A 26,963-nucleotide genomic window follows, 5' to 3' on the forward strand; every position below is an offset into this window, starting at 1 on the left:
CTTTGAATTAAAACAACTCAACATTGAGTAAAAAAGGTTCAAGATTGAATTAAAAAGGCTTATCGTCTAATTTAAAGAGTTTAACATTAAGAAAAAAGTCCTGATAATCGAATTACCAGGACTTTTGTATTTTGGAATACCTTAATTAGAAAGGGTATTCGTAAATTTTAGACTCTTTAAGGAATGGGTTACCTTCCGGAAGTAATTTCAGCTTAGAAAGCGCTGTCATTACCACAAAGATGAATAAACCTACTCCGAATAGTACTGATCCTAAATTCAACAATAGAACTTCAGGAGTTTTCCAATAAGGGCCTACCGTTCCCGGCATCACCATATTAAAATAATCTAACCAATGTCCACAAAGTACAACTACCGCCATTACAGTAACCACCGTATAATTTCTCTTAATGCTAGAACTTACTAATACCAAAAGTGGAATAAGGAAGTTGATAATCAACATTGGTAAAAATGTTGGAGAATAATATTTGAATCTTCCGAAGAAATAGTTAACCTCTTCCGGAACGTTAGCATACCAATACAGCATGAATTGAGCGAACCAAGTATAAGTCCAAAGCATACTGGTAGCGAAAAGGAAAACTCCTAAATCGTGTAAGTGATTATCATTGAACTGAGGTAAAAATCCTTTTTTCTTTAAATAAACACTGATCAGAATAATAGCAGCGATCGAAGACGAAAGACAGCTTACCATCGCGTACCAAATATACATTGTAGAATACCAGTGCGGGTCGATTGACATCAACCAATCCCAAGCCCATGCTGCAGAAGCAAAACCAAAGAATGCGATGTAACCAACACTCCAGCTGTAATAGCTTGCATAGACTTTTCTACTTTTGGTTTCGTCAACTTTTTTTGAAAGAGATTTCAGTTTCCAAGCGAAGAATGAAGCTCCGACTACATAAATAATCGTTCTGATCGCGTAGAAAGGAATATTAAGGAAAATTTTCTTTTCAAAAAGAATAGCGTCGAAGTGAACATTTCCTGGTTCTGTCAATTCGGGATCCATCCAGTGAAAGAGATGCCCTTGGTGAGTGACATTCAAAATCATAATGATCAATAGGATTGCACCACCATAAGGAATATAAGAAGCAATCGCCTCCATAACTCTTAGAATGATGATAGACCAACCTGCGTGTGCCACATTCTGGATACAATAAAAGAACAATGCACAACAGCTTAAAGCAAATAAAAACACAGCAACTGTGTGAATAGCCGCCAATGGCTGATTGTGAACTTGCAAGGTCGCATGTTCCAAATGTGCTTCATGATCTTGTGGCCCAACCATTTCGCTGGAATGAGTAGGTGCATGATTTCCTCCGGCATGTACCGCTTCCATCATGTGTTCTATCTTTTCAGGGCTTAATGATTTATTCATAAAATAACCTGCACCAAAAAGCACTAATCCCAGAGCGATAAATATGATTGAATATAATCTTAATTTAGGTGAAAAACTATACATTTTTTTATACTTTTTATTTTTGAGGACTAGTTGTTACACTTGCTGAAGCAACGGCAGGAGCTGCGGGAGCAATTCCGCCTTTGAATGCACTCATTACATACATTGCGACTCTCCAACGGTCACCCGGTGTAAGTTGCCCTGCATAAGAACCCATTGCGTTTCTACCATTGGTTAAAACATAATGTACAGATCCTACAGTAATTTCTCTATCCGCAAATTTCGGAACACCTGAATAAGCTCCACATACGACAATTGGCCCTTGACCATCGCCTCCTGTACCGTGACAAGCAGCACAAGTTTTGTCGTACAATCCTTTTCCTCTTTCTATATCAGCTGCTTGGTTAGCAGGATTAAGTGGAGAAGCTGTAATGGTTTTAGACTCATCGTAACCAGCATTATATTGATCAGGAGTCATTCTATCATTAGCAGCAACATCTGCAACTCCATCTTTATCATGAACAACAGTACCATTTACAGGTCCTAAGCCAGTAGCCCCATTATTTTTAACGAAAGCAGGAATCTCATTCTCATGAGTTGAATATGCATCTTCAGCTTTCATCAAAGGATCATAAGCTACAGGATAGTACATATCCGGAAAATACACTAAAGGCGGATTTTCTTTACTGCAAGAACTTAAGGAAATTGCTGCAAATCCTAAGATAGCTGTAATTTTTATAATATTCTTTGTCATTTTAAGCATCTTTTACAGTTATTTCTTCAACACCGGTATCAATCAGGATTTGCTTTACAGCATCTACATTATCGGTAACAAATTCCATCATGAATTTATCATCGGTAGTTCTAGGGTCCGGGTTCTGAGGAGGACATCCAGGATACATTTTATTTCTTACTAAAAAAGTAAGCGACATCATGTGAGCTGCACAGAATACCATTAATTCAAACATCGGAACCACAAATGCAGGCATGTTGTGCGCCCAATCGAAAGCTGGTTTACCACCAATGTTTTGTGGCCAGTCGTGATTCATAGTGTACCATGTAACCAAGCTACCGATAGTAACTCCATATACTGCATAAAGAAAAGCAGCATCGGAAATTCTGGTTTTTCTAAGACCTAAAGCTTTATCAAGCCCGTGAACCGGAAACGGAGTATATACTTCGTCAATTTTAATTCCTTTGTCGTTGAATGCATGTACGCCGTTCATTAAATCGTCGTCGTCTGCATATATTCCAAATATTCTTTTAGTGGTGCTCATCTTCTTCTTTTGCTTTATAAGTTTCACCAGATATTTTCAAAATAGACTTTAATTCAGCCTGTGCAATTACAGGGAAAGTTCTGGCGTACAATAAAAATAACACTCCGAAAAATCCTATCGTTCCAAGGAATACTCCTACATCAATGATGGTTGGCTTAAACATGGTCCATGAACTTGGTAAATAATCTCTTGAAATGTTGATAACGATAATATCAAATCTTTCAAACCACATCCCGATATTGATAATCAAAGCGATAATAAATGTTGCAAAGATGTTGGTTCGTACTCTTTTGAACCAGAATGCTGCAGGAACTACAAGGTTACAGATAATTAGCGACCAGAATGCCCACCAATAAGGACCTGTAGCTGCTCCAGGAGAAAGATAAGTAAAATCCTCGTATCTTGATCCTGAATACCATCCTATGAAATACTCGGTTGCATAAGCTACAGTTACCATTCCACCTGTTACGATGATTACGATGTTCATAATCTCGATATGGTACATGGTGATATAATCTTCTAAGTGACAAACTTTTCTTGCAACAAGCAATAAGGTTTGTACCATTGCAAATCCTGAGAAAATTGCTCCCGCAACGAAATACGGAGGATAGATGGTAGAATGCCAACCTTTAATTACCGAAGTAGCAAAGTCGAAGGATACCGTAGTGTGTACTGAGAATACCAAAGGTGTAGCTAAACCTGCCAATACCAAAGATAATTCTTCGAAACGTTGCCAGTGTTTTGCTTTACCACCCCATCCGAATGCTAAGAATGTATAGATTCTTTTCGTCCAAGGAGTTTTAGCACGGTCTCTGATCATCGCAAAGTCAGGGATTAATCCCATAAACCAGAATACGGTAGATACAGAGAAATAAGTTGATATTGCAAATACGTCCCAAAGTAACGGTGAGTTGAAGTTAGTCCAAAGTGAACCAAACTGGTTTGGCAAAGGGAATACCCAATAACCTACCCAAACTCTACCCATGTGGATTACAGGGAAAAGTGCTGCTTGTACCACGGCGAAAATCGTCATCGCTTCAGCAGAACGGTTTACTGACATTCTCCATCTTTGTCTAAATAATAAGAGAACGGCAGAAATTAGGGTTCCTGCGTGCCCGATACCTACCCACCATACGAAGTTGGTAATATCCCAACCCCAGTTGTTGGTTCTGTTGAGTCCCCATGAACCGATACCGGTACCAATGGTGTAGGCGATACAGCCAAATCCATAGATGAATAGCGTTAAAGCAATCCAAAATGAAATCCACCAAAGTTTTCCGGCTCTTTCTTCGATAGGTCTTGCGATATCTTCTGTAATATCGTGATAAGTTTTGTGACCAATAATTAAAGGTTCCCTTATCGGAGCTTCGTAATGTCCTGACATTTTTTACCTATTTATTATTTTTAAACATTGTTTTCTTTTCTGTTTCTCACTTTGGTATGGTAGAAAACGTTTGGTTTTGTACCAATTTCTTCCAGCAAGGTGTATCTTCTGTTTGTGCTGTATAATGCTCTTACTTCTGAAGTTTTGTCATTCATATCCCCAAACTTCATCGCTCCTGTAGAACAAGCATTCACACAAGCAGTAGAGAATTCGCCATCCTTTACTTTTCTACCCTCTTTCTTCGCTTCTAGGATGGTGTTCTGTGTCATTTGGATACACATTGAACATTTTTCCATTACCCCTCTTGTTCTTACCACAACATCTGGGTTAAGCACCATTCTACCTAAATCATTATTTTGATTAAAGTCGAATTTATCATTAAGGTTATAAGTAAACCAGTTGAATCTTCTTACTTTATAAGGACAGTTGTTCGCACAATATCTTGTACCGATACATCTGTTATAAGCCATTTGATTTTGACCTTGTTTCCCGTGTGAAGTAGCCGCTACTGGACAAACTGTTTCACAAGGAGCGTGATTACAGTGCTGACACATTACCGGTTGGAAGATCACATCAGGATTATCCGCTGGGTGGTTTAGGATTCCGCTTTCTTTATCGAAAACGTGACCATACATACCAGGAACATTAAGATCAGCAGAGATAGCTTCTTCCTGAGACAGCTTGTTGTCCTTGTTCTTATCGATTTCCGCAGGAATCGAAGTAGAATAGTAACGGTCAATTCTCAACCAGAACATATCTCTGGACATTCTTACTTCCTCTTTACCTACAACTGGAACGTTATTTTCCGCTTGACAAGCGATTACACAAGCTCCACATCCTGTACATGAATTTAAATCTACAGATAGGTTAAAATGTGGTCCATCAGTATCATCGAATGCATCCCAAAGGTCGATTTTTCCAGCTGGTAAAGCACCACCAATGGTATGATATTCTAAGGGCTTGTTCCAACCTAATTTTTCATCGTCGAATTTCACATTAAGGAAAGTATCCAGAGGAACTTCTCTTGCGATTTCGTAACGACCCATCAAAGTATTTTGAAGCTGCATTCCTGCAAATTCATGCTCGTCACCTGTTTTTTCAATTTTTACATTGGATAAAACCGAGTTCGAACCATCAAACAAAGGATATGCATTAACACCAGTTTCTGCTACTTTACCTGAATCTTTTTTACCATAACCTAGCGCCAATCCCATAGATCCTTCCGCTTGTCCCGGCTGAATAAATACCGGTACATTCTTGATGGTAACGCCGTTTACCGTAAGATTTACCACGGATCCGTCTAGCTGCATTCTTGCATTTAGATCATTATTAAGTCCTAATTTTTCAGCATCTTTAGGAGAAACAGTTAAGTAATTATCCCAAGAAAGTCTGGTAATTGGATCTGGCATTTCCTGCAACCATGGGTTATTGGCTTGTGTACCATCACCGATAGAAGTTTTGGTATAAAGAACCAATTCCAAATCAGACGCTTTGAAACCAGACAATTGAGCTACTGCTTCAGCAGCATTTCCGCCGGCATAAGAAAGTGTGGTAGCAATTCCACCTTCTAAAACTCCGTTATAAAGAGCTTTGTTGAAAGTAGTTCCACCGATATAGGAAGCTGCATTAGCTTTCAAATAGTCATAATAGTTATTCGCTGCGCTATTTTTACCATTCATCCAAACCAAAAGAGATTCTTCAATCTGTCTTGACTTATAAATTTTCTGAATGGTTGGCTGCATCAAAGTATAAACTCCGGTTTGTGGAGTCATATCTCCCCAAGATTCCAACCAATTGGCAACCGGGATAACAGCTTTCGCTGCTTTGTACATTTCATTTTTCTTATCTGCAACAGCAACTACACAAGGTACTTTTGCTATTAATTTTTTGAAATCTTCCCCTTTATTGTTTGAATAAATTGGGTTAACATTGTTGGTAATCAATACACCAACTTGACCTGCATTCATCCAAGATAAAAACTCTTGATATCTTAACGCATCAAATTCTTTTAAGAAACTAGCTTTCCCTGTGAAAGCAGTAGATCCCAATTTTTGGTTGATCAAATGTGCTAAAACATGAGCCGCTTTCGAACCATCAGCAAAAACAACAGCGTTGCTGCCTTTTGCTTGCAATTCTTTCACGATTTCAGCTGCTTCTTTGCTTGTCGCGCCTCCATTTAAACCATTGTAAACTTCTACAAGAACTTTGTTTACAGCACTTGGCTTCAATTTAATTCTTGTATCAGCATTTGCCCCCGTTAAAGACATGTTGGATTCCACTTGGATGTGTCTCAACATATCTGGACCTGGTTTTCTAGCAGCAGCATAAGAAGTTTCTAATGAACCTCCGTTATAATCGCCTAAGAAATCAGCTTGGAAAGAAACAACCAACTGAGCTTTTGCAAGGTCGTAAACCGGCAATGCTCTTTGTCCGAAAACTTCCTGAGCAGCATCTAAAGCTGCAGTATGAGGGATTGCATCGTAAGTAACTAATTCCGCTGTTGGATATTTAGCTTTAAAGTCTGCAAATAATTTTTTGAAAGTTGGTGAAGCGTAAGAATGAGATAAAACCACGATTTTCTTACCTCCAGCTTGCGCATCTGCCAAACCTTTTAGAACGAAATCGTCAACATTGTTGAAGGTATCGTCTTTTCCATCCAATTTGGGCTGCTTTACTTTATCATTATCATAAAGTGAAAGTACAGCTGCTTGTGCTCTAGCACTGGTTTTACCCAATTCTTTAGCTAAAGGATTTGGTTCTATTTTGATTGGTCTACCTTCTCTGGTTTTTACTAAAACGCTAGCAAAATCGTATCCGTCGAAATAAGTTGATGCGTAATAATTAGGAATTCCTGGGATAATTTCGTGGGGTTTTACCACGTAAGGAATTGTTTTAAGAACCGGAGCTTCACATGCTGCTAAAGTAACCGCTGCTGTGGAAAATCCTAAAAGCTTTAGGAAATCTCTTCTTGAAGTTCCAGATTCATTCGATTGACCATCTCCCAATAACTCATCCACCGGAATTTCGTTCTGAAATTCTTTTTGAGCCAGCTTAGCATTTAAGCTGGGATCTTTCAGTTCGTGAATACTTCTGAATTGTATTTTATTTGAAGCCATTGATACTTCTAATTTTTGTTATTAATAATGACATTTACCACACTCAAGACCTCCAATAGCATCTACCGTAATCTTCGTACCTGAACCATATTGCTTTTTCAGTTTTTCGTGTAGATTTTTGAAGTACTCTTTATTATAACCGTTGTTCATATCAACTTCTGTTGTTCTGTGACATTCGATACACCATCCCATTGTAAAATCATTCGCCATTTGCACAACATTCATGGTATCAATTTGACCATGACAAGCTTTACAGACAACATCAATTTTCGCATCAGGATTTTTCTTATTGAAAGAATTGATAATCGCTTGCTCACCTGCTACAACGTGTTGAGAGTGGTTGAAATAAACGAAATCCGGCATATTGTGAATTCTAGTCCACTCCACTGGCTGTGTTTTGCCTGTATATTGTTGTTTTTCAGGATCCCAACCTGTTGCTGCATAAATTTTCTTGATTTCGCCGTCATAGAAAGCTTTGTCTTTTCCTGGCTCCATATATTTTCCGTTATACTCAGAAATTGTTCGGTGACAGTTCATACAAACGTTCATAGATGGGATTTCGGAAACTTTACCATATTTCGCGGAAGAGTGACAAAGTTGACAGTCAATTTTATTTTCACCCGCGTGAATCTTGTGCGAGAAGTAAATTGGTTGCTCCGGCTTATACCCTTTATAAACTCCGATCCACATCATCCAGTTCCAAATTCCATAAGCAGCTAATACTCCGAGAACCACCAATATTCCTTTGCCTACATAGTGATATCTCTTATACATATCAGCAAACGAAGTCGCTCTAGTTTCATTAAGTCCCGCTAATTCTTCGGATTGCTGAAGTTTTACAAGTTGTCTTAATTTAAATAGCAACCATAACAAAAGGCCACCGATTGCAAATAGAGAAATTAAGATAATTTTAGAATTAGCCGATTCTTTATTTGCCGCTTCCAAAGCTGCCATAGAATCCGTTCCAGCAGTAGCCGCTGCATCTGCTGCAGGTTCCGGTGCCGGCGGATTGGTGGTATACTCTAAAATATCATCAATATCCTGATCGGAAAGAGCAGGAAACGCAGGCATTTCCGTTTTATTAAACTTTTCGTAAACTTCATTGGCATATTTATCGCCAGAAGCTCTCAAAGCTTTATTGTCTTTAATCCATTTGTGAAGCCAATCCGTGTCTAGATTTTGCTCTTTTTTAAGTCTGTCTACTACGCCGCCTAATGCAGGCCCAACCATTTGTTTGTCCAATGCGTGACACGCGGTACAGTTCGCTTTAAAAAGCTTTTCACCGTTCTTAGCATCTCCTTGAGCGTAAATAGAAGCACTGGTCGACAGCAATAGACCTATTGCGATAAGACCCCTTTTGTAATGCTTTCTCCAACTAATCATTTATAAAATCTTGGGTTAGTAAAATATTTTGAGTTTACTTTTCAATAGCGCAAAAATAAGACTTTTAACAGAAAATTAACGATGGAAGAAAGAGCAATTGCCGTTTTTACTTAATTTGTATTAATTCTAAATAACAAATGTTGGTATGATTTTTATTTGTTATAAATTTGCGAAAAATAATTTTTTGATGAAATATATCCTTAAAATTTTCACCGCGTTTTCTTTCGTGATGATGAATCAGATTGACGCCCAGCAAGTTGTGAAAAACGATACCATTTCCGGAACACCACTTATCATAAGTATGGACAAAAAAGTGGATGATCTACTTACAACGATGGAGAATGAATGCGCTAGCACAATTGCAAATTCCTCTTCAGATAACACTCCCAGAACATCTACGCCAAAGATTACCGTACCGGAAAAAGAACTTTCCCGTGCTGAAATTTGCAGAAGAAACCCAAGAATTATGGGGTATAAAATTCAACTTGCAGTAGTAAAAAGCAACGAAGAAGCCCGCGAAGTTGGGATGTATTTCCGCAGAAGATTTCCTAACATGAAAGTAGAAATCGATGCTTCGCTTCGTCCAAATTATAAAGTGATGGCGGGTAGTTATATTTCCAAACAAAGCGCTGCAGGTGATTTAGCGAGAATTAAAAACTATTTCAAAGGTGCAACTGCTGTTCAGTACAGAGTTTTCTGCGTTGAAGCAAAATAATTTTCACATTTTTAAAATCAAAAAAGCTCAGAAAATTTTCTGAGCTTTTTTATTTAAATCGAATTTCAATTTTAGTTTTTCACCAACAGTCGGAAACCTTCGCCGTGAACGTTGATAATTTCCAAACCGTCATCATCTTTCAATAATTTTCGAAGTTTTGCGATATACACATCCATACTTCTCGCGGTGAAATAGTTTTCTTTTTTCCAGATTTTTCGCAAAGCCAAATCTCTCGGCATGAAATCGTTGCGATGGATGCACAACAATTTAAGCAATTCATTTTCTTTTGGAGAAAGCTTATATTCATGATCACCAACCCTTAACTGACGCAGCATCGAATCGAAGAAAATATTGGAAATTTTGAATTGTTCCTGCTCCTCATCTTCCAAAACTGCACTTCTTTGTAGGATCGCTTTTATTTTATACAACAAAAGCTCTGTATCAAAAGGTTTGGTAATATAATCGTCGGCTCCGAGTTGATAACCTTTCAATATATCTTCACGCATATTTCTTGCGGTAAGGAATATAATCGGCGTGTTTTTATCAATTCTCTTCACATCTTCAGCCAAACTGAAACCGTCTTTTTTAGGCATCATCACATCGAAAATACAAATATCAAATTCATTTTCTGTGAACTCTTTCAAACCCTGTTCACCATCTGTTGCGAGGGTAACTTCGAAATTATTTATGGTTAAATAATCTTTTAAAACAGCACCAAAACTTTGGTCGTCTTCTACTAATAAGATTCTGTTGCTCATAATTTATTTATTTAAATTTTGATGTGATAAGATTGTTTTCCAAATCTTATTTTATTTTTTGTTAATTTTCAATTAGCTCATTGGCAATTTTATGGTAAAAGTACTTCCCTTTCCTTTCTGAGAATCTACAATTATTTGTCCTTTGTGCAATTCTATGATCTTTTTCACGTAGGAAAGTCCTAAACCTTGTCCTTTTACATTGTGGATATTTCCGGTTTCTTCGCGGAAGAATTTCTCGAAAATTCTGGTTCGGTTGTCAGTTTCCATTCCCATTCCTTTATCGGAAATCTCCACAACATACCAATTACCTTCATTTCGAGTCCTCACTTTTATTTCTGGTGCTTCCGGCGAATATTTATTAGCGTTATCAAGCAAATTCACCAACGCATTGGAAATATGAAACTCATCAATTTTAAATTTATAGCGATCCGTATTGAATTCTTGGGTGAGCGTACCATTTCGCTGCGCTACGATCAATCCGAAAGATTCGGTAATTTCTTTAATCAAAGCTCTTACATCGGTTTCCTTCAAGAAAAGTTTCACCTCATTTCTTTCGAGTTTCGACATATTGAGAACGTTTTCCACCTGTTTTTTCATCCTCAAATTTTCTTGTTTGATTAAGCCGGAATAATACTTCACTTTCTCCGGATTGGTCGCAATTTTATCGTTCGCCAAAGAATCTGTCGCAACCGAAATCGTCGCCAAAGGCGTTTTGAACTCATGCGACATATTATTAATGAAATCGGTTTTCACTTCCGCAATTTTCTTCTGCTTCATCATGTAATTAATGGAAATAATATAAATCCCCAAAATCGTAAGCAAAGACATGATCGTCCCAAGAAGCATCGGCAAATTAGTCTTTGCAAGTGAATATTTTTTATCTGGAAATACGAGAGCCAAAGTATAAAGCGTCCTATCTTCGCTATCGGTAAAAAGCGGATAGGTATAATCGCTTTCATCTTTTCCAGCTTTATAAATATCATTAACAACTTTGGTGATATTGTTCTTCTTATCCATCACTGCAAAGCCAACTTTCGTTTTTAAACCGTTCAATTTCAGCTCTTTATCCAAAACAGAATCCAAAGTTTTGACGTCCACTCTTTTCTCAATCGGAAGATTCGAAGCACTTAGTTTCGCAAATTCTTTCAGTGCATAAGTATTATTATTGATGTCCTTGCTAAGTTGTGCAGTAAGTGGTTCCGAAGAATTTCCTTCTTTTTTAATTTTCAAAATCCCTTCGTCGGTGTATAATTTGGTAAGTTTTAGACTATCACCTTTCTGAGAAATCGGAAATTTTTGGTTTTCAACGATACTTTTCTGAAAAGTAATGGTTTGTCTGTTCGCGGAATCGGAATTTTGCTGAATATAAGTTTGCGTCGGCTGATTGCTGCTATCAACCACATTCTTGGCGAAATTTTTATAATCCTGGTTTAGGTATTTATCGACTTCCAATTGCTGGGTTTTGAGCGCAGTAGTTTCGAGTGCAGAATACACTTTGTTCGAAAAATCCTGGTTCAGCGCGGAATACAGCTCTTTTATCCAATATAATTGCAACGTGACGAACACAATCATTGAAATCGTCATCAGTACAGAAATAAATGGAATAAATTTATTGTTCATTATGAAATTTTAATTTGAATTGTTAAAATTACTGATTTTAAGATTAATATAACACAAAAAAGTTAAAAATATTGTTGCTAGTTTCTTAAAATTCTTTTTTTTAACAAATTCTTACTAAATCCGCGTTAAAATATTTTGCAAACCAACAACATATCAAATAAAGAATTAAATTTGTTAAAACTACATTTATGAAACCCGATATTGTTTTTAATAAAGATCTTGATGCAGCTACAGTTTTTGTGATGGTGATTTACCAAAACAAACCAGCTCTCGTTTGGGATTATTTCACAAAACCGGAATTACTTGATCAATGGTGGGCACCGAAACCATGGCGTTGCGAAACTTCAAATCTCGATTTTCGTGAAGGTGGAAAATGGAATTACGCAATGATAGGCCCCAATAATGAGCGACATCGCGCCGGAGTAATATACGAGGAGATCAATGCGCCTAGAAGTATTTCGTGGATTGATTTTTTTGCTGATGAAAACGGAAATCCAACTTCGGAAATCCCTTCTGTGAATTGGCTGATTGGTTTTACAGGCGTTGAAGAAGGCACCAAACTCACCATCAATATTCATTTTAATTCCGAAAATGATATGAAAACAATTCTCGAAATGGGTTTTGAAGAAGGTTTTAAAATGGCTTTAAATCAATTAGCAGAAATAATTAACGGAAAAAATCGGCCATAAACCGATCTTTTTGTTATTTGAATAATTCTTCGTCAATAAAATACTGAATAATTGCTTTTTTCATTAAAATCTGCTGCTCATTTGGTTTCAATTCCGGCAGGTTTTCTACCTCATCAAAATGCGGATAACCATCATCGTCGTAATGTGAAAAACGATAATATCCAAATGGTTCCAAAAGTCGGCAAACTGCGATATGTAGAATATTTACCTTATCATCTTTGGTATATTTTTGTTGTCCGCTTCCGAGTTCCTGCACGCCAATTAAGAACAAAATCGTGTCAATTTGCGGATGTTTATCGGTATCGAAATTTTCAACAAAAAATTGTTCTACTTCTTCCCAAAGTTGGTTTTCAGATTTATTTTCCATCAATTTTATTTTCTAATTTTAATAAAAACGCATATTCGAGAGCGTCTTCTTTTAAAGATTCAAATCTACCGGAAGCTCCGCCGTGACCAGCGCTCATATCGGTTTTGAATACCAAAATATTAGAATCTGTTTTCAGTTCACGGAGTTTTGCAGTCCATTTTGCGGGTTCCCAATATTGCACTTGCGAATCGTGTAATCCAGTGGTAATCAACATATTTGGATAATTTTTAGCTTCCACATTATCGTATGGCGAATACGATTTCATGTAATCGTAATATTTTTTTATTTTAGGATTTCCCCATTCGTCAAATTCACCTGTGGTCAAAGGAATTGTTTCATCGAGCATTGTCGTAACCACGTCTACAAAAGGAACTTGCGCCACAATACCGTTGAAAAGTTGCGGCTCATAATTGATCACAGCGCCCATCAAAAGTCCGCCCGCACTTCCGCCCATCGCATAAAGATGTTTTTCAGAAGTGTAATTTTCCGAAATCAAATGTTTCCCGGCATCGATGAAATCGAAAAAAGTATTCTTTTTTGCAAGCATTTTTCCGCCTTCATACCATTCTCTTCCCAAATATTCACCACCTCGAATGTGGGCAATTGCATAAATAAATCCACGATCAAGAATTGACAATCTCACATTCGAAAAACTCGCATCCACGGTATGTCCATAACTTCCGTAACCGTACAAAAGCAAAGGTGCTTCTGCTGATTTCGGTGTGTTTTTATGATAAACCAAAGAAATTGGAATCTTATTTTTTCCATCTCTCGACGGAGCCCAAATTCTTTCTGACACATAATTTTCCGCGAAGAATTTTCCACCTAAAACCTCTTGCTCTTTCAAGATTTTAGTAGTTTTTTCCTTCATATCATATTCTGAAGTTGAATTGGGTTTGGTAAGCGAGGTGTAACCAAATCTCAGCTTTTGGGTATTAAACTCTAAATTCAGCCCAATATAGGCGGTATAAGTAGGATCTGTAAATTGTAAATAATGCGAATTTCCACTGTGATTATCGATAATTTTGATATGGAGCAAACCTTCAGTTCTTTCTTCAAGCACCAAATAATCATTGAAGATTTCGAAACCCTCGAGCAATGTTTCTTTTCGATGTGGAATTACTTCTACCCAATTTTCAATCTCTGGCTGGGAAACCTTGGTTTTTACGATTTTAAAATTAGTCGCATCATCCGCATTGGTAATAATGTAAAATTCATCTTGATAATGCTCAACAGAATATTCCAAATCTTCAATTCTCGGTTGAATAATTGTCCAATCTGCGAAAACATTTTCAGCCGGAATAAAACGCATCTCATCGGAAATTGTACTGGAACTTGAGATGAAAATATATTCTAAAGATTTGGTTTTAAAGACATTAACATCAAAAGTTTCATCTTTTTCATGAAAAATCAGAACATCATCTTCCGATTGGGTTCCCAACTGATGCCTGAAAACCTGAAAAGCGCGCAAGCTTTCGTCTTTTCTAATGTAGAAAACATGCTGATTATCATTTGCCCAAACTACTTTTCCGGTGGTATTGAAAATCTGATCTTGGAAAACTTCTCCGGTTTCTAGATTTTTAAAATTAATGGTATAGATTCGTCGTCCGAGATTGTCGGTTGAATAAGAAATCAATTTGTTATCAGGAGAAACTGCAACGCTTCCTACTTCGAAAAATTTTTCACCTTCTGCTAAAATGTTTACATCGACGAGAATCTCTTCTTCATTTTCCAAAGTCTGGAATTTTCTGCTGAAAATCGGATATTCCTTCCCTTTTTCGTAGCGTACCAAATACCAGTATTCATTGAAAAAATAAGGTAAACTTTCGTCGTCTTCTTTGTACCTAGCTTTCATTTCGTCGAAAAGCAATTGCTGAAAATCTTCGGTATCTTTCATGATTTCGTCGCAGTATGCATTTTCTTCTTCGAGGTATTTCAACACCTCGGGATTTTCTCTTTCGTTCATCCAGAAATAGGGATCTACCCTTCTGTCACCGTGAATTTCGAGAAGTTTTTCTATTTTTTTTGCTTTAGGAACATTCATATTGTTGTAAAAATTACGTCGGATTTTTTCATTAAAAAAAGCCGATAAAGTTATGATTTATAAAAAATAAAAACCATCTTATTCGTAGAAAAAGACGGTTTTATATCTCAAACTGAAGATGAATTACTTATTCATACTTCTTACATATTTTTCAATTGCCATTGTCATTGATGGAGTTTCTTTGCTTGGCGCCATCACATCCACTCTCAATCCGGCTTCTTTTGCGGCCATTTCTGTGGTGTTTCCGAAAACTGCGATTTTGGTATCTTCTTGTTTAAAATCTTTGAAATTAGAACCTAACGATCTAATTCCTTGTGGACTAAAGAAAACCAACATGTCGTAATCTTTAATATTAATGTCACTCAAATCACTGGAAACAGTTCTGTACATGGTTGCTTTGGTCCAATCAATCGGAGCAGCTTCCAATACTTTCAAAATATCCGGACTGATGCTTTCTGCGGCAGGTAACAAATATTTTTCTGTTGGGAATTTTTTAAACAAAGGCATCAAGTCCGCGAAAGTTTTCTCACCGAAAGAAATTTTTCTTTTTCTATAAACAATATGCTTCTGTAGGTAGTTTGCAATGGCCTCAGATTGGCAAATATATCGCATAGAATCCGGAACTGAGAATCGCATTTCCTCTGCCAGACGGAAGTAATTATCAACGGCATTTTTGCTGGTGAAAATAATCCCTGTAAATTGTGCCAAATCAATTTTTTGTGTTCTAAGTTCCTTTGCCTCCACCCCTTCTACATGAATAAAAGGCCTGAAATCTATCTTGATTTTTTCCTTTCTGGCCATCTCTAAATATGGAGAAGATTCATTCGGTGCAGGTTGCGAAACTAATATAGATTTAATTTTCATCATCAAAATAATTAAAAAAACAATACCTTCCAGAGTACCAAAACGGGTACAATTTGGAGGGTGCAAATATACAAAATTTTATAATACCATATTTCGGGAAGTATCCGACTGCTGTGAAAGAGATAATAGCTTAATTTAAATAAAAAAATTGCGGCCAGTCCTACTACACAAATATTAAACATTTCTGCACGATCCACTATATAAAAATTGCTAATCACACACAAAATCATGATTATCAACGAAAAAGAAAAATAGAATTTGGAAACGGTAAAATAAAACACTTCCCATTTCTTCACCGATCCCGTCCCAGCAAAAAACAGATAACTTAAAGCGTTTTTCATGAAATAAAATGCACTAATTGCCAAGAAAGTATAGCCAAACTTGTTCAATTCATAGCCTCCAATTTGCAGAGCGCTAATGGTATTTGGAACAGCCGGCAAATACGGAGAAACCAAAACCGATAAAGTGACGCAAAAAACCACACTAATTATCATCCAGCTTAGGAAATTATTTGTAGAATCGGGAAATTTCTGCATAAGAAATTCCAATACGCCAGAATCCCTGCGCAACGAAACCAGCATGAATATATAAAGGAAAATACAGCCCACAAGAATCCATACGACCCAATCATTATGCTGTGCAATTCTAATCAATTGATTATTTTTTTTGCAAAAATAAGAATATAAAAAGAAATAATTGACTGAATTTATCATCAAATAAAATCACAAAAATCCCTCCAAAAGAATTCATTAAAAAAAGAAGCAGGAAAAGTTTATCTTTGCAAATTAATTTCAAGGATGAAGAAACTCGTCATTATTCCTACTTATAACGAGAAGGAAAATATTGAAAATATAATTTCAGCAGTTTTTGTATTGGAAGAGGACTTCCACATCCTTATTGTTGATGATTCTTCTCCCGACGGAACAGCAGATATTGTAAGAAATTTACAAAAAATTTATCCGCATATTCTTCATCTCAGCGTTAGGAAAACCAAAGACGGTTTGGGAAAAGCGTACATCCACGGTTTCCGGTGGGCGTTGCAAAACCAATACGACTATATTTTTGAGATGGATGCCGATTTTTCGCATAATCCGAAAGATCTCAGCAGACTTTTTGAAGCTTGCAAAAATGCCGACATGAGCATCGGTTCTCGCTATTCCAAAGGAGTGAATGTGGTGAACTGGCCGATGGGAAGGGTTCTTTTGTCCTATTTCGCATCAAAATATGTTCGCACCATTTTGGGAATTCCGGTTCATGATACCACTGCCGGTTTTGTGTGTTTTTCCAGAAAGGTACTCGAAGAAATCGGACTAGACAACATTAAACTTAAGGGTTACGGCTTTCAGATCGAAATGAAATTTCGTGCATTCAAGAAAGGATTTAAGATTGTGGAAGTGCCGATAATTTTCACCAACCGGGAATTAGGCGAAAGCAAAATGAATGGCGGAATCATCCATGAAGCTGTTTTTGGTGTTTTAAATCTGAAGTGGAAATCAATCATCGGAAAATTATGAAAAATTGGTTGTTTATCATCTTTACCTTTTTATTGGCGAGTTGCTCGGAACTAATCGATCCTCCGAAAAACCTAATCGAGAAAGATAAAATGTCAGAAATTATTGCTGAATTTGCCATCAATGATCAGATGAGCAACTTCTTCCCACAAACCAATATCGAAAATTTAACGCGATTTACCCTTAAACAAAAGAATATTACGGCAACCGATTTTGTCGAAAGTTATAAATTTTATACCGCGACAGGAGATATGGAAAAAATCCTCAACAATGCACAAGAAATTGTTTTGGAAAAAGATCCTGCAGCGAAAGATTATATTGAAAAGAAATTAAAAGAAAATAAAAACGTACCCGCGTTTGCAAGATAATATGATGTCCCAATTTTTCGAAATCAACAATACAACGACCGGAAAAGCAAGAGCCGGAACCATTACTACAGATCACGGAACCATCCAAACTCCAATATTCATGCCTGTTGGGACGGTAGCTTCTGTAAAAACTGTTCATCAAAGAGAACTTCGCGATGACATCAAAGCTCAAATTATTTTAGGAAACACATACCACCTCAATTTACGTCCGAAAATGGATATTATGCAGGCTGCAGGCGGTTTACATAAATTCATGAATTGGGATTTGCCGATTCTTACCGATTCCGGTGGTTATCAGGTTTTTTCTTTATCAAAGTCCAGAAAATTAACCGAAGAAGGTGTGAAATTCAAATCACACATCGATGGAAGTTTACATTTCATTTCTCCTGAAAAATCTATGGAAATCCAGCGTCAAATTGGTGCTGATATTTTTATGGCTTTTGATGAATGTACGCCGTATCCTTGCGATTACAATTTGGCCAAAGATTCTATGGAAATGACCCATCGATGGCTAAAAAGATGCATCGAATGGACCGAAGAAAACCCAGAAATCTATGGACATAAACAAAGACTTTTCCCAATTGTTCAAGGTTCTACTTATTCTGATTTAAGAAAAATTTCGGCGGAATTTATTTCCGAACAAAACGCAGCCGGAAACGCAATTGGCGGACTTTCCGTGGGTGAACCTGAAGAGGAAATGTACCGAATCACCGACGAAGTAACCGATATTTTACCCAAAGACAAACCAAGATATTTGATGGGCGTAGGAACACCGTGGAACATCCTAGAATCCATTGGTCTCGGAATCGATATGATGGATTGTGTGATGCCGACAAGAAATGCAAGAAACGCAATGCTCTTCACTTGGAACGGTGTGATGAACATGAAAAATAAAAAATGGGAAAGCGATTTTTCTCCGTTAGACGAGTTCGGGACCAGTTATGTGGATTCAGAATATTCCAAAGCGTATGTCCGACATTTGTTCGTTGCGAAAGAATATTTGGCAAAACAGATTGCTTCGGTACACAATTTGGCGTTCTATCTCGATTTGGTAAGAGTTGCCAGAGCACACATTATCGCCGGCGATTTCTACGAGTGGAAAAACTCGGTAATCCCTACGCTGAAAACAAGACTCTAACAAGGAACCATGTTCATGAAAATAATCGATTTATATATCATCAAAAAATACCTCGGAACCTTTGGGTTTATGCTGGGATTGTTGACGATTATCGTTTTGGTCATCGATGTTCAAGCGAAAGCTCCAAGAATTGAGTCCAATGGCTTTAAAGTTTCAGAATTTCTCGTGAATTTTTATCCGTATTGGATTATCAATTTGATCATTACTTTCATGTCGATTTTGGTTTTCATTTCGGTGATTTTCTTTACTTCCAAAATCGCCAATAACACTGAAATTGTCGCCATTATAAGTTCTGGGGCGAGTTTTCATCGTTTTGCAAGACCTTATTTGATGACATCGGGATTCATCGCGTTAATCGCTCTTTTAATCAATCATTTCGTTTTGCCACTTTCGAATATCAAGAAAAACGAGTTGGAACCTTACACTTACAATGCGGTTAGCCGTGCGGAATTCACCGGAAATTCCGAAGTTTCTACCCAACTTTCCAAAACCGAATATATCTTTATTAAAAGTTATAATAAAAAAGAAAAACGCGGCTCTGGATTTATTTATCAAAAATTCGATAAGAACAAAAAATTAATCTATCAGTTGAACGCCAACGATTTCTATTGGGATAAAGACAAAAAATATTTTTCGCTTAATAATTATTTCGAAAAAACCATCAATAAAGACGATACAGAAAAACTCAACAATGGAAACACGTTGAACAAAAGTTTTGGTCATCCGCCGGAAGAGCTTTTCCCGGATGTTTTGTTGGGGCAAAATAAAACTACACCGGAACTCATCAAATTCATCAATCGCGAAAAAGAAAAAGGAAACGCAAACTTGAACAGCTATTTGAACGAGCTCTATCAAAGAACTTCGATGCCGGTTTCAGTGATCATTCTTACTATTTTAGGACTCAGTTTATCATCCGAAAAAAAACGTGGCGGATTGGGACTCAATCTCGCACTCGGAATCGCTTTAGCTTTTGTATTTGTATTTTCATTCGAGGTTCTAAAGGTCGTATCCGAGAACAAATCATTACCTCCGCTTCTTGCGATGTGGTTTCCAAATCTCATTTTCGGACCAATTGCTTTGTATCTTTATTTCAAAAGAGCCAATCAATAAAGCAATTCAATTTCCTTGTGATAGAACTTTTTCAAACCCTCATTTTCAAGTTCAACCCAAAGAAAACCTTCTTCATCAACCTTTTTAATAATGCCATTCTGTCTCATCTCATGGTGTGAAAAAACAGAAACTTTATCTTTTCTGAATAATCGGTGATTGATTTCTTTCAAAATATTGTCTTCTGAGGCTTTTTTGGTTAAGTTTTCCATTAAATATTCATAAAGTTCTTTTGCGAAATCATGAAGTTGAAAGCTTATTCCAGTTTGCGTCAACAGAGAACCCGCCTTTTTAAGATCTTGAAAATCAGTTTGTAAAACATTCAAACCAATTCCGACAATAAAATAAGAAATTCCATCAATATTCTTTTTCTCGATTAAAATTCCTGCTACTTTTTTATTCTGAATTATCAAATCATTCGGCCACTTGATTTCTACAGTAGATTTTGTCATTATGGCAAGAAAATTAGCCAAAACTTCAGCGGTACGAAAATTGATAAATTGATCCCGAATGGTGAATTGATCCACCGGTAAAGCCATCGAAAAAGCAAGATTTTGGTTTACCGATAAGTTCCAACTATTGCCATATTGTCCTCTTCCTCGAGTTTGGTTAAAGGTATAAATCGCCAAATGTGCAGATCGCGTTAAAGTAAAATGCCTGAGAATTTCGTCATTAGTAGAAGTACATTTTTCAAGGAAAATAAGTGCGCTCATTTATGAAAACTTTAAGAGATAGAAACAGCAAAATTGGCTTTAATTAAATAAAAAAACAATAAATTTGCAGATTATACAAGATTTTTAATGAATAAAATTACAGAAAAACAACTGCTTACCAACAAAATCGTGGAAGCAATACAAGATACAAAAGGTGAAGACATCATGATTTTCGATCTTTCTAGCATCGAAAACTCAGTAGCTCAAACATTTATAATTTGCACAGGAAACTCCAATACTCAAGTTTCAGCAATCTCCGGAAACATTGAAAAAAAAGTTCGAAACGAGTTACAAGACCGACCATGGCATGTGGAAGGAACTGAAAATTCGCTGTGGGTTCTGCTCGATTATGTGTCTGTTGTAGTACACGTTTTCCAAAGAGAAACCCGTGAATATTACGATATCGAGGAGCTTTGGGGCGATGCCAAAATCACTAAAATAGAAAATTAATCTAAAGCATTGGCGGAATTCTTTTTTCGTCAAAATTTTTATAAAAACAGATATGAATAACAACAAAGGATTTAACTGGTTTTTTCCGATACTGATCGCAGCAGTATTGCTGTTCTTCTTCACCAACATGAATAGCGATTCTAGCTCCAATTCACTCGACGAAGAAGGCTTCTTTCAACTGCTTCAGCAAGGAAAAATTCAGGATGTAATGATATATAAAGACACCGAAAAAGCGGATGTCTTCTTAACCAAAGCTGCAAAAACAGAACTTGCCAATAAGCAAGTTGCCAAAGATAAAAGTCCATTTTCTACATTTGATTTTGCACCAAAACCAGATTATACATTGAGTTTTGGTGATTTACAGCTTTTCCTTGAAAAGTTCGATAAAATCAAGCAGGAAAACCCCGCCATTGCAACTAAAAGAGACTATGGAATTGGCAAAAACCCAATGACAGAACTGCTTTTCACGGCTGTTTTCTGGATCGCAATTATGGCATTATTCTATTTTGTGATCTTCCGAAAAATGATGGGCGGCGGAGGCGGCGGTCCTGGTGGACAGATCTTCTCCATCGGAAAATCGCGTGCTAAATTATTTGATGAAAAGGAAAAAGTACAGGTAACCTTCAAAGATGTTGCTGGATTAGAAGGCGCAAAAGAAGAAGTACAGGAAGTGGTAGATTTCCTTAAAAATTCTGAAAAATACACCAAATTAGGAGGCAAAATTCCGAAAGGAGTTCTTTTAGTAGGTCCTCCGGGAACAGGTAAAACCCTTTTGGCAAAAGCTGTTGCTGGTGAAGCAAAGGTTCCTTTCTTTTCACTTTCGGGTTCCGATTTTGTGGAAATGTTTGTGGGAGTTGGAGCTTCCAGAGTTCGCGATCTTTTTGCGCAAGCTAAAGCGAAATCTCCGGCGATTATTTTCATTGATGAGATTGACGCTATTGGTAGAGCGAGAGGTAAAGGAAATTTCACCGGCGGAAACGACGAAAGAGAAAATACCCTCAACCAACTTCTTACCGAAATGGATGGTTTCGGAACAGATACCAACGTAATCGTAATGGCAGCAACCAACAGAGCTGATATTTTAGATAAAGCTTTAATGCGAGCCGGCCGATTCGACCGTTCCATTTATGTTGACTTGCCGGAACTTCATGAAAGAAAAGAAATTTTCAACGTGCATTTGGCGAAAATTAAGCTCGATGAAAATATCGACAGAGAATTTTTGGCAAAACAAACTCCGGGATTCAGCGGTGCTGATATTGCAAATGTTTGTAATGAAGCAGCCCTAATTGCTGCGAGAAACGGCCATGAATCTGTAAATAAACAAGATTTCTTAGACGCTGTAGACAGAATCATCGGTGGTTTAGAAAAGAAAAATAAAGCAATAAAACCTTCAGAAAAAAGAAGAGTTGCCTATCACGAAGCTGGTCATGCAACCATTTCTTGGCTCGTGGAACATGCTGCTCCTCTATTGAAAGTTACCATTGTACCAAGAGGCCGATCGTTAGGCGCTGCATGGTATTTACCGGAAGAAAGGCAGCTTACAACAACTGAACAGATGTACGATGAACTTTGTGCAACTTTAGGGGGAAGAGCTGCGGAACAAGTAATTTTCGGAAACATTTCTACCGGAGCACTTTCCGATTTGGAAAGAGTTACCAAACAAGCTCAGGCGATGGTGACAATTTATGGTTTAAACGAAAAAATCGGAAACATTTCCTACTATGATAGTTCTGGTCAATCCGAATACAATATCGGGAAACCATATTCTGAGCAAACTGCCAAAATAATTGATGAAGAAATTTCGAAAATCATTGCAACTCAATATCAGAGAGCATTACAAATTTTATCAGCAAACAAAGATAAACTTGATGCATTGGCCAATAAACTTCTAGAAAAAGAGGTGATTTTCAGAGAAGATTTAGAAGAAATTTTCGGTCAAAGAGCTTGGGATCCTGAACTTACTGAGCATCCGGTTTCCAACACTCACACTCCTGAAAACGAATCACCGGAAACCATTTTAGGTCCGGAATCTAATACACAGATTTAAATTAATAACCTGATAATTGCGGTAACCTGCAAATTATCAGGTTTTTTTTTATAATTTTATCTCCTATAATAAATATTTTCTATTTTTGTAGTATCAATCGCATAATTCGATAGAAATTGAGTCTTTTTAAAAAAATTGTTGGCAAAATATTAAATCAACCTGAGGAAGAAGAAAATCCGGATTTGATCAAACTTGGAGATCAGCTGAAAAATGCAGATCTCGACTATAAATTTGCCCAATTATTTACCCATTCCGGAGGTTTTTTTAATTATTGTGCTGATGAAGCCGAAGCGTTGCAAACCCTCAATCACATTCTGAAAATCGAAGATATTAAATCCGTATTTTGCTGGGATGAAGATTTAAAAAATTTCCTAGATGTAGTGAAAGTTCCATATACCACAGAACTGGAATTGTTCAACGACGCTGCATTAATTACCTGTGAATACCTAATTGCCTACGACGGCAGAATCATGCTGTCGCACAACAATATTCTGCACTATCATTCTTCGCGACTTCCGCAAAAGATCATCATTATGGCGAATGTTTCGCAAATCGTGAACAATTTGAACGATGCGATGAGCAAAATCAAACGCAACGGAAATATTCGTAACCTAACCTCAATCAGCGGTAGCAATTCAAAATTAGATACTCCGAACAAAGACAATACGAAACTTTTCTTACTTTTGCTCGAAGATTAATTTTTCCTTCAGTATAAAGAATTCCGGGGAAAACCTAACACGCTTAATCAATAAATTTTGGATAAAAATCTAGTTCAACGGCTTTTCGGAGGTGCAATTTATGGTTTTCTAGTCATTTTATGCACCACTCCGCTCGGCGCTAATTTGATCAACAAAATCTCTCCCGATCTCGTTGTTCGTCAAGAAAATCTTTTTTACGGCTTAATGACTTTCTTTGCGTTTGTAGGAGCTTGGGAATGTGTGAAAATGATGAAGTTCAACCCAAAAAGTTGGGAAAAATGGTTAGTTTTCCCGCTTATTGTTCTGGTTTTTTATCGCTTTTCAAAGAGATTTTTCCAACACGGATTTTATTTCAATTTCAATCTTTCAGAAATCCTTGCACTTTCGCTGATTGTAATTGCCGTGATCACACTTTTCAAGTTTCCGAAAGAATTGTATTACGACAATGGAAAATTGATATTCACAGTGATTTATCTTTCATTACCGTTCGGTTTTGCGCTTGGATTGCCAAAATTTAGCTCGTATGACGACACGTTTACATTAGAGGTTTTCTTTCTTTTTGCTCTCATTTGGAGCAGCGATAGTTTTGCTTTTTTTGCCGGAAAACTTTTCGGAAAACATAAAATGGCTCCAAAAATTTCTCCTAAAAAAACTTGGGAAGGTTTCGCAGGAGGAGTGATTTTAACGTTGATTCTATCATTTTTTGTTGAAAGATTTCACCCCGATTTGCGTGGAAATTGGATCGTAGTAGGATTCTTAATTTCCGTTTTTGCGCCACTCGGTGATCTTGTGGAAAGCCAATTGAAGAGAACATTCGGTGTGAAAGATTCAGGAAATATCATTCCTGGTCATGGCGGTATTTTAGATCGACTCGATAGTTTTATTATCTGCGCACCTGTCGTATATTTGTACTTTATTTTAGAAAAATTTATATAAAAACTCATGAAACTCCATAAAGAATCCACCGGAACAATCATCGTTGCAAGTATTGTGTTCGCTTTACTTGCATTCCTATCGGTTTATTTTCTAAAGGAATGGTCGCTCCTTATCATTATTCCATTATTAATAATTTACGGATTGGTATTTTGGTTTTTCCGTGTTCCGCAAAGAGATATTTTGGCTCATAAAGAAAACGTAATTGCACCTGTTGACGGTAAAGTGGTGATGATTAAAGAGGTTGAAGAAGATGAATTCATCAAAGGAAAAGCCATCCAAATCTCTATTTTTATGTCTCCGCTGAATGTTCATATTTGTCGTTATCCGGTTTCCGGAAAAGTGATTTACAAAAAATATCATCCGGGAAAATATTTGGTTGCTTGGCACGAAAAATCTTCTACCGAAAACGAAAGAACTACAGTTGCAGTTGAAAGTTTAACGAATCACAAAGTTGTTTTCCGTCAAATCGCAGGTTATGTAGCAAGAAGAATCGTTTTTTATTGTAATGAAGGCGATGCGGCAAAAGCAGGGCACGAATTTGGTTTCATAAAATTCGGTTCCCGAATGGATGTTTTCTTACCGTTGGACACTGAGATCGTATGCAAAATTGGTGATAAAACCAAAGGCGGTATCGATGTTATTGCAAAGATGCAAGCTTAAAAATTTAGAAAATATTTCACAAAAAAAAGAATCAGCATTTCCACTGATTCTTTTTTTTATTTTCTTTCTATCTACCAATTAAATTGGAACGAAAATCACCGCTGCAAGTGCTGCTAAACCAATAGCAACCGAAGCTACGATATCTACTTTTTTCGCTTCTCGAACGTTAATTTTGCTTAGCACAACATCTTCTCCGGCTTTTGTTTTTCCGTAAATATTTTCGTTGTCTTGCTTCAGCACTTTCATTTTGATGACTTTTGCATCTTGCGTCTGGAAAGTATATTTTTCGTACAATTCCAAAGAATTATTTTGCATCGGTTTCTGTTGGTTCACCACGCTTACTTGGCACGATAACAGCATGAAAATCATCAATATAGCGAATATAGGTGCAAATTTTCTCATTATATTTATTTATTTTTTTCAAATTTAATAAATAAAAACTTATAAAATCATGGTCTCGAAAATAATTAAAGGTTATTCAAATCTTCTGCAATTAACCAAGCTTCACTCCAACATGCTTGAAAATTAAATCCTCCTGTAACCGCGTCAATATTAAGAACTTCGCCAGCAAGATAAAATCGATCGATAACTTTACTGGTCATATTTTTAAAATTAATTTCCTTTAAATTGACTCCGCCCGCTGTGACGAATTCGTCTTTGTAAGTCGATTTTCCGGTAACTTTCATTACATTTTTACAAAGATTCTGCAAAATATCCTGGAGTTCTTTGGAAGAAATTGTGGAAATATTTTTATCTAAATCAATTTTTGAAATCCATAAAATTCGATGCCAAAATCTGGTAGTAATGTCAAATATTTTCGCGGTTCCAACAGATTTTTTAGGGTTTTCTTGGCGAAATTTCATGAACATTTCTCGTGCTTCCTCCATATCAATTCCGATAAAGTTCACAAAAATATCGAACTGATATTTTAATGCTGCCAATTCGCGAGCTTTCCAAGCTGAAGTTTTCAAAATCGCCGGTCCAGAAAGTCCCCAATGCGTAATCAACATTGGTCCGGACTCATCTGTTTTCAATTCAGGAATTGCCACTTCTGCATTGGGGAAACTGGTTCCCATCAAATCTTTCAGGGTCTCATTTTTAATATTAAAAGTAAAGAGCGAAGGAACCGGCTCTACGATTTGATGACCCAGATTCTGTAAAATTTTCAAGGATTTTGGCGAACTTCCGGTGCAATAAATCACAAAATCTGCAGTATAATCTCCAGAATTAGTTTTGACAAGAAAATCTTCGGCATTTTTTACAATTTCTGTAACAACGGATTTCGTTTTGATGGTGAAATTTTTCTGGTTCACTTCATTCATCAAACAATTGATGATGGTTTGTGAAGAATTACTTTCAGGAAAAATACGGTTATCGTCCTCAATTTTTAAGGAAACATTTCGCTGATCAAACCAATCCATCGTATCTCCCGGCTGAAATTGGTGAAAAACACTTAGAAGTTCCTTGTTTCCCCGCGGGTAAAATCCAACCAAATCTCTTGGATCGAAACACGCATGAGAGACGTTGCATCTCCCACCACCGGAAATTTTCACTTTCTGCAATACCTCAGAATTTTGTTCGAGGATGGTGACATAATATTTACTTTCGTCGAGGTTTGCAGCGCAAAAAAAACCGGCCGCTCCGCCTCCGATGATGATGATTTGTTTCTTCACAAGTTGGAATTTTTAAAGCTATACGATTTCA

The 26,963-nt window shown here is 36.9% G+C and carries 26 protein-coding genes; 12 read left to right on the forward strand and 14 right to left on the reverse strand.

The genetic code is table 11. From position 1 onward, the window contains the following. Positions 1-145: 145 nt before the first annotated feature. The 6 genes from H0S70_RS10025 to H0S70_RS10050 are packed head-to-tail and all read right to left on the reverse strand — an operon-like array spanning position 146 to position 8,574. Positions 146-1,477, reverse strand: coding sequence for a quinol:cytochrome C oxidoreductase (locus H0S70_RS10025; RefSeq protein WP_088263834.1), 1,332 nt, complete (start codon positions 1,475-1,477; stop codon positions 146-148). Between the two features lie 13 nt (positions 1,478-1,490). Then, positions 1,491-2,177, reverse strand: a complete 687-nt coding sequence (locus tag H0S70_RS10030) for a c-type cytochrome (RefSeq protein ID WP_188320698.1) — start codon at positions 2,175-2,177, stop codon at positions 1,491-1,493. Continuing rightward, positions 2,170-2,691 carry a DUF3341 domain-containing protein gene (locus tag H0S70_RS10035; RefSeq protein ID WP_088263832.1) on the reverse strand — a complete coding sequence of 174 codons (522 nt, stop codon included), beginning with the start codon at positions 2,689-2,691 and terminating at the stop codon, positions 2,170-2,172. Before H0S70_RS10035 ends, H0S70_RS10030 begins: the two co-directional genes overlap by 8 nt. Continuing rightward, positions 2,678-4,075: an NrfD/PsrC family molybdoenzyme membrane anchor subunit gene (gene nrfD / locus H0S70_RS10040; protein ID WP_188320699.1), complete on the reverse strand. Its 1,398-nt coding sequence runs from the start codon at positions 4,073-4,075 to the stop codon at positions 2,678-2,680. Before nrfD ends, H0S70_RS10035 begins: the two co-directional genes overlap by 14 nt. 20 nt (positions 4,076-4,095) lie before the next feature. Beyond that, on the reverse strand, positions 4,096-7,191 hold the full coding sequence (locus H0S70_RS10045) for a TAT-variant-translocated molybdopterin oxidoreductase (RefSeq protein ID WP_188320700.1): 3,096 nt from the start codon (positions 7,189-7,191) through the stop codon (positions 4,096-4,098). Positions 7,192-7,212: 21 nt separating this feature from the next. After that, entirely contained in the window at positions 7,213-8,574 is a 1,362-nt protein-coding gene (locus H0S70_RS10050; protein WP_188320701.1) for a c-type cytochrome, read from the reverse strand. Positions 8,575-8,761: 187 nt separating this feature from the next. On the opposite strand from H0S70_RS10050, the gene H0S70_RS10055 reads away from it, so the two are divergent. Further along, on the forward strand, positions 8,762-9,289 hold the full coding sequence (locus tag H0S70_RS10055; RefSeq protein WP_188320702.1) for an SPOR domain-containing protein: 528 nt from the start codon (positions 8,762-8,764) through the stop codon (positions 9,287-9,289). A 71-nt stretch (positions 9,290-9,360) separates the two neighbouring features. Here the strand turns inward: H0S70_RS10055 and H0S70_RS10060 are convergent, their stop codons facing one another. Together H0S70_RS10060 and H0S70_RS10065 are read right to left on the reverse strand one after the other, a co-directional pair. Next, positions 9,361-10,047 (reverse strand): response regulator transcription factor, encoded by a 687-nt coding sequence (locus tag H0S70_RS10060; RefSeq protein ID WP_188320703.1) that lies wholly within the window; start codon positions 10,045-10,047, stop codon positions 9,361-9,363. A gap of 72 nt (positions 10,048-10,119) precedes the next feature. After that, a complete protein-coding gene (locus H0S70_RS10065; RefSeq protein ID WP_188320704.1) occupies positions 10,120-11,667 on the reverse strand; it encodes a sensor histidine kinase in 1,548 nt (515 codons plus the stop codon). Positions 11,668-11,855: 188 nt separating this feature from the next. Here H0S70_RS10065 and H0S70_RS10070 point away from each other — a divergent pair, with 188 nt between their 5' ends. Then, complete coding sequence (locus H0S70_RS10070; protein WP_188320705.1) at positions 11,856-12,356, forward strand: SRPBCC family protein; 501 nt, start codon at positions 11,856-11,858, stop codon at positions 12,354-12,356. A gap of 13 nt (positions 12,357-12,369) precedes the next feature. On the opposite strand, the gene H0S70_RS10075 is transcribed toward H0S70_RS10070, so the two are convergent. The 3 genes from H0S70_RS10075 to H0S70_RS10085 all read right to left on the reverse strand — a co-directional run bounded on the left by H0S70_RS10075 (position 12,370) and on the right by H0S70_RS10085 (position 15,631). Further along, complete coding sequence (locus tag H0S70_RS10075) at positions 12,370-12,723, reverse strand: hypothetical protein (RefSeq protein WP_088263824.1); 354 nt, start codon at positions 12,721-12,723, stop codon at positions 12,370-12,372. After that, on the reverse strand, positions 12,713-14,767 hold the full coding sequence (locus tag H0S70_RS10080; protein WP_188320706.1) for a S9 family peptidase: 2,055 nt from the start codon (positions 14,765-14,767) through the stop codon (positions 12,713-12,715). Before H0S70_RS10080 ends, H0S70_RS10075 begins: the two co-directional genes overlap by 11 nt. 123 nt (positions 14,768-14,890) lie before the next feature. Beyond that, positions 14,891-15,631 (reverse strand): uroporphyrinogen-III synthase, encoded by a 741-nt coding sequence (locus tag H0S70_RS10085; protein WP_188322227.1) that lies wholly within the window; start codon positions 15,629-15,631, stop codon positions 14,891-14,893. Positions 15,632-16,048: 417 nt separating this feature from the next. Here H0S70_RS10085 and H0S70_RS14295 point away from each other — a divergent pair, with 417 nt between their 5' ends. From H0S70_RS14295 to H0S70_RS10110, 5 genes are all read left to right on the forward strand, one after another. Further along, a complete protein-coding gene (locus H0S70_RS14295; protein ID WP_221404532.1) occupies positions 16,049-16,222 on the forward strand; it encodes a hypothetical protein in 174 nt (57 codons plus the stop codon). 206 nt (positions 16,223-16,428) lie between these two features. Further along, positions 16,429-17,145 carry a polyprenol monophosphomannose synthase gene (locus tag H0S70_RS10095; protein ID WP_188320708.1) on the forward strand — a complete coding sequence of 239 codons (717 nt, stop codon included), beginning with the start codon at positions 16,429-16,431 and terminating at the stop codon, positions 17,143-17,145. Next, complete coding sequence (locus tag H0S70_RS10100) at positions 17,142-17,510, forward strand: DUF4296 domain-containing protein (protein ID WP_188320709.1); 369 nt, start codon at positions 17,142-17,144, stop codon at positions 17,508-17,510. The genes H0S70_RS10095 and H0S70_RS10100 overlap by 4 nt, the downstream gene beginning before the upstream one ends. Before the next feature lies 1 nt (position 17,511). Next, positions 17,512-18,648: a tRNA guanosine(34) transglycosylase Tgt gene (tgt, locus tag H0S70_RS10105; protein ID WP_394367291.1), complete on the forward strand. Its 1,137-nt coding sequence runs from the start codon at positions 17,512-17,514 to the stop codon at positions 18,646-18,648. Positions 18,649-18,663: 15 nt separating this feature from the next. Beyond that, positions 18,664-19,758 (forward strand): LptF/LptG family permease, encoded by a 1,095-nt coding sequence (locus H0S70_RS10110; RefSeq protein ID WP_188320710.1) that lies wholly within the window; start codon positions 18,664-18,666, stop codon positions 19,756-19,758. Here H0S70_RS10110 and H0S70_RS10115 read toward each other — a convergent pair. Further along, positions 19,752-20,468 carry a biotin--[acetyl-CoA-carboxylase] ligase gene (locus tag H0S70_RS10115; RefSeq protein WP_188320711.1) on the reverse strand — a complete coding sequence of 239 codons (717 nt, stop codon included), beginning with the start codon at positions 20,466-20,468 and terminating at the stop codon, positions 19,752-19,754. The genes H0S70_RS10110 and H0S70_RS10115 overlap by 7 nt on opposite strands. Before the next feature lie 87 nt (positions 20,469-20,555). On the opposite strand from H0S70_RS10115, the gene rsfS reads away from it, so the two are divergent. The 5 genes from rsfS (at position 20,556) to H0S70_RS10140 (ending at position 25,259) form a co-directional block, all read left to right on the forward strand. Next, the gene (gene rsfS / locus H0S70_RS10120; protein WP_031504575.1) at positions 20,556-20,918 is read left to right on the forward strand and encodes a ribosome silencing factor; all 363 of its coding nucleotides are present in this window, start codon (positions 20,556-20,558) and stop codon (positions 20,916-20,918) included. Positions 20,919-20,970: 52 nt separating this feature from the next. Next, positions 20,971-22,965 (forward strand): ATP-dependent zinc metalloprotease FtsH, encoded by a 1,995-nt coding sequence (ftsH, locus tag H0S70_RS10125; RefSeq protein ID WP_188320712.1) that lies wholly within the window; start codon positions 20,971-20,973, stop codon positions 22,963-22,965. A gap of 116 nt (positions 22,966-23,081) precedes the next feature. Further along, the gene (locus H0S70_RS10130; protein WP_123249064.1) at positions 23,082-23,663 is read left to right on the forward strand and encodes an LUD domain-containing protein; all 582 of its coding nucleotides are present in this window, start codon (positions 23,082-23,084) and stop codon (positions 23,661-23,663) included. Positions 23,664-23,720: 57 nt separating this feature from the next. After that, entirely contained in the window at positions 23,721-24,599 is an 879-nt protein-coding gene (locus tag H0S70_RS10135) for a phosphatidate cytidylyltransferase (RefSeq protein ID WP_188320713.1), read from the forward strand. A gap of 6 nt (positions 24,600-24,605) precedes the next feature. Then, a complete protein-coding gene (locus H0S70_RS10140) occupies positions 24,606-25,259 on the forward strand; it encodes a phosphatidylserine decarboxylase family protein (protein ID WP_188320714.1) in 654 nt (217 codons plus the stop codon). Between the two features lie 78 nt (positions 25,260-25,337). On the opposite strand, the gene H0S70_RS10145 is transcribed toward H0S70_RS10140, so the two are convergent. Continuing rightward, the gene (locus H0S70_RS10145; RefSeq protein ID WP_188320715.1) at positions 25,338-25,661 is read right to left on the reverse strand and encodes a bacteriophage spanin2 family protein; all 324 of its coding nucleotides are present in this window, start codon (positions 25,659-25,661) and stop codon (positions 25,338-25,340) included. Between the two features lie 65 nt (positions 25,662-25,726). Further along, a complete protein-coding gene (locus tag H0S70_RS10150; protein WP_188320716.1) occupies positions 25,727-26,932 on the reverse strand; it encodes a BaiN/RdsA family NAD(P)/FAD-dependent oxidoreductase in 1,206 nt (401 codons plus the stop codon). Positions 26,933-26,963: the final 31 nt, after the last annotated feature.

It is taken from the genome of Chryseobacterium manosquense (genome assembly GCF_014623485.1).
GTDB classification, from domain to species: Bacteria; Bacteroidota; Bacteroidia; order Flavobacteriales; family Weeksellaceae; genus Kaistella; species Kaistella haifensis.

Bases quoted from the DNA above. Each gene is read 5' to 3' on its own strand.
- H0S70_RS10025 (WP_088263834.1), bottom strand. From the start codon at position 1,477: ATGTATAGTTTTTCACCTAAATTAAGATTATATTCAATCATATTTATC.
- H0S70_RS10030 (WP_188320698.1), bottom strand. From the start codon at position 2,177: ATGCTTAAAATGACAAAGAATATTATAAAAATTACAGCTATCTTAGGA.
- H0S70_RS10035 (WP_088263832.1), bottom strand. From the start codon at position 2,691: ATGAGCACCACTAAAAGAATATTTGGAATATATGCAGACGACGACGAT.
- nrfD (WP_188320699.1), bottom strand. From the start codon at position 4,075: ATGTCAGGACATTACGAAGCTCCGATAAGGGAACCTTTAATTATTGGT.
- H0S70_RS10045 (WP_188320700.1), bottom strand. From the start codon at position 7,191: ATGGCTTCAAATAAAATACAATTCAGAAGTATTCACGAACTGAAAGAT.
- H0S70_RS10050 (WP_188320701.1), bottom strand. From the start codon at position 8,574: ATGATTAGTTGGAGAAAGCATTACAAAAGGGGTCTTATCGCAATAGGT.
- H0S70_RS10055 (WP_188320702.1), top strand. From the start codon at position 8,762: ATGAAATATATCCTTAAAATTTTCACCGCGTTTTCTTTCGTGATGATG.
- H0S70_RS10060 (WP_188320703.1), bottom strand. From the start codon at position 10,047: ATGAGCAACAGAATCTTATTAGTAGAAGACGACCAAAGTTTTGGTGCT.
- H0S70_RS10065 (WP_188320704.1), bottom strand. From the start codon at position 11,667: ATGAACAATAAATTTATTCCATTTATTTCTGTACTGATGACGATTTCA.
- H0S70_RS10070 (WP_188320705.1), top strand. From the start codon at position 11,856: ATGAAACCCGATATTGTTTTTAATAAAGATCTTGATGCAGCTACAGTT.
- H0S70_RS10075 (WP_088263824.1), bottom strand. From the start codon at position 12,723: ATGGAAAATAAATCTGAAAACCAACTTTGGGAAGAAGTAGAACAATTT.
- H0S70_RS10080 (WP_188320706.1), bottom strand. From the start codon at position 14,767: ATGAATGTTCCTAAAGCAAAAAAAATAGAAAAACTTCTCGAAATTCAC.
- H0S70_RS10085 (WP_188322227.1), bottom strand. From the start codon at position 15,631: ATGAAAATTAAATCTATATTAGTTTCGCAACCTGCACCGAATGAATCT.
- H0S70_RS14295 (WP_221404532.1), top strand. From the start codon at position 16,049: ATGGTATTTGGAACAGCCGGCAAATACGGAGAAACCAAAACCGATAAA.
- H0S70_RS10095 (WP_188320708.1), top strand. From the start codon at position 16,429: ATGAAGAAACTCGTCATTATTCCTACTTATAACGAGAAGGAAAATATT.
- H0S70_RS10100 (WP_188320709.1), top strand. From the start codon at position 17,142: ATGAAAAATTGGTTGTTTATCATCTTTACCTTTTTATTGGCGAGTTGC.
- tgt (WP_394367291.1), top strand. From the start codon at position 17,512: ATGATGTCCCAATTTTTCGAAATCAACAATACAACGACCGGAAAAGCA.
- H0S70_RS10110 (WP_188320710.1), top strand. From the start codon at position 18,664: ATGAAAATAATCGATTTATATATCATCAAAAAATACCTCGGAACCTTT.
- H0S70_RS10115 (WP_188320711.1), bottom strand. From the start codon at position 20,468: ATGAGCGCACTTATTTTCCTTGAAAAATGTACTTCTACTAATGACGAA.
- rsfS (WP_031504575.1), top strand. From the start codon at position 20,556: ATGAATAAAATTACAGAAAAACAACTGCTTACCAACAAAATCGTGGAA.
- ftsH (WP_188320712.1), top strand. From the start codon at position 20,971: ATGAATAACAACAAAGGATTTAACTGGTTTTTTCCGATACTGATCGCA.
- H0S70_RS10140 (WP_188320714.1), top strand. From the start codon at position 24,606: ATGAAACTCCATAAAGAATCCACCGGAACAATCATCGTTGCAAGTATT.
- H0S70_RS10145 (WP_188320715.1), bottom strand. From the start codon at position 25,661: ATGAGAAAATTTGCACCTATATTCGCTATATTGATGATTTTCATGCTG.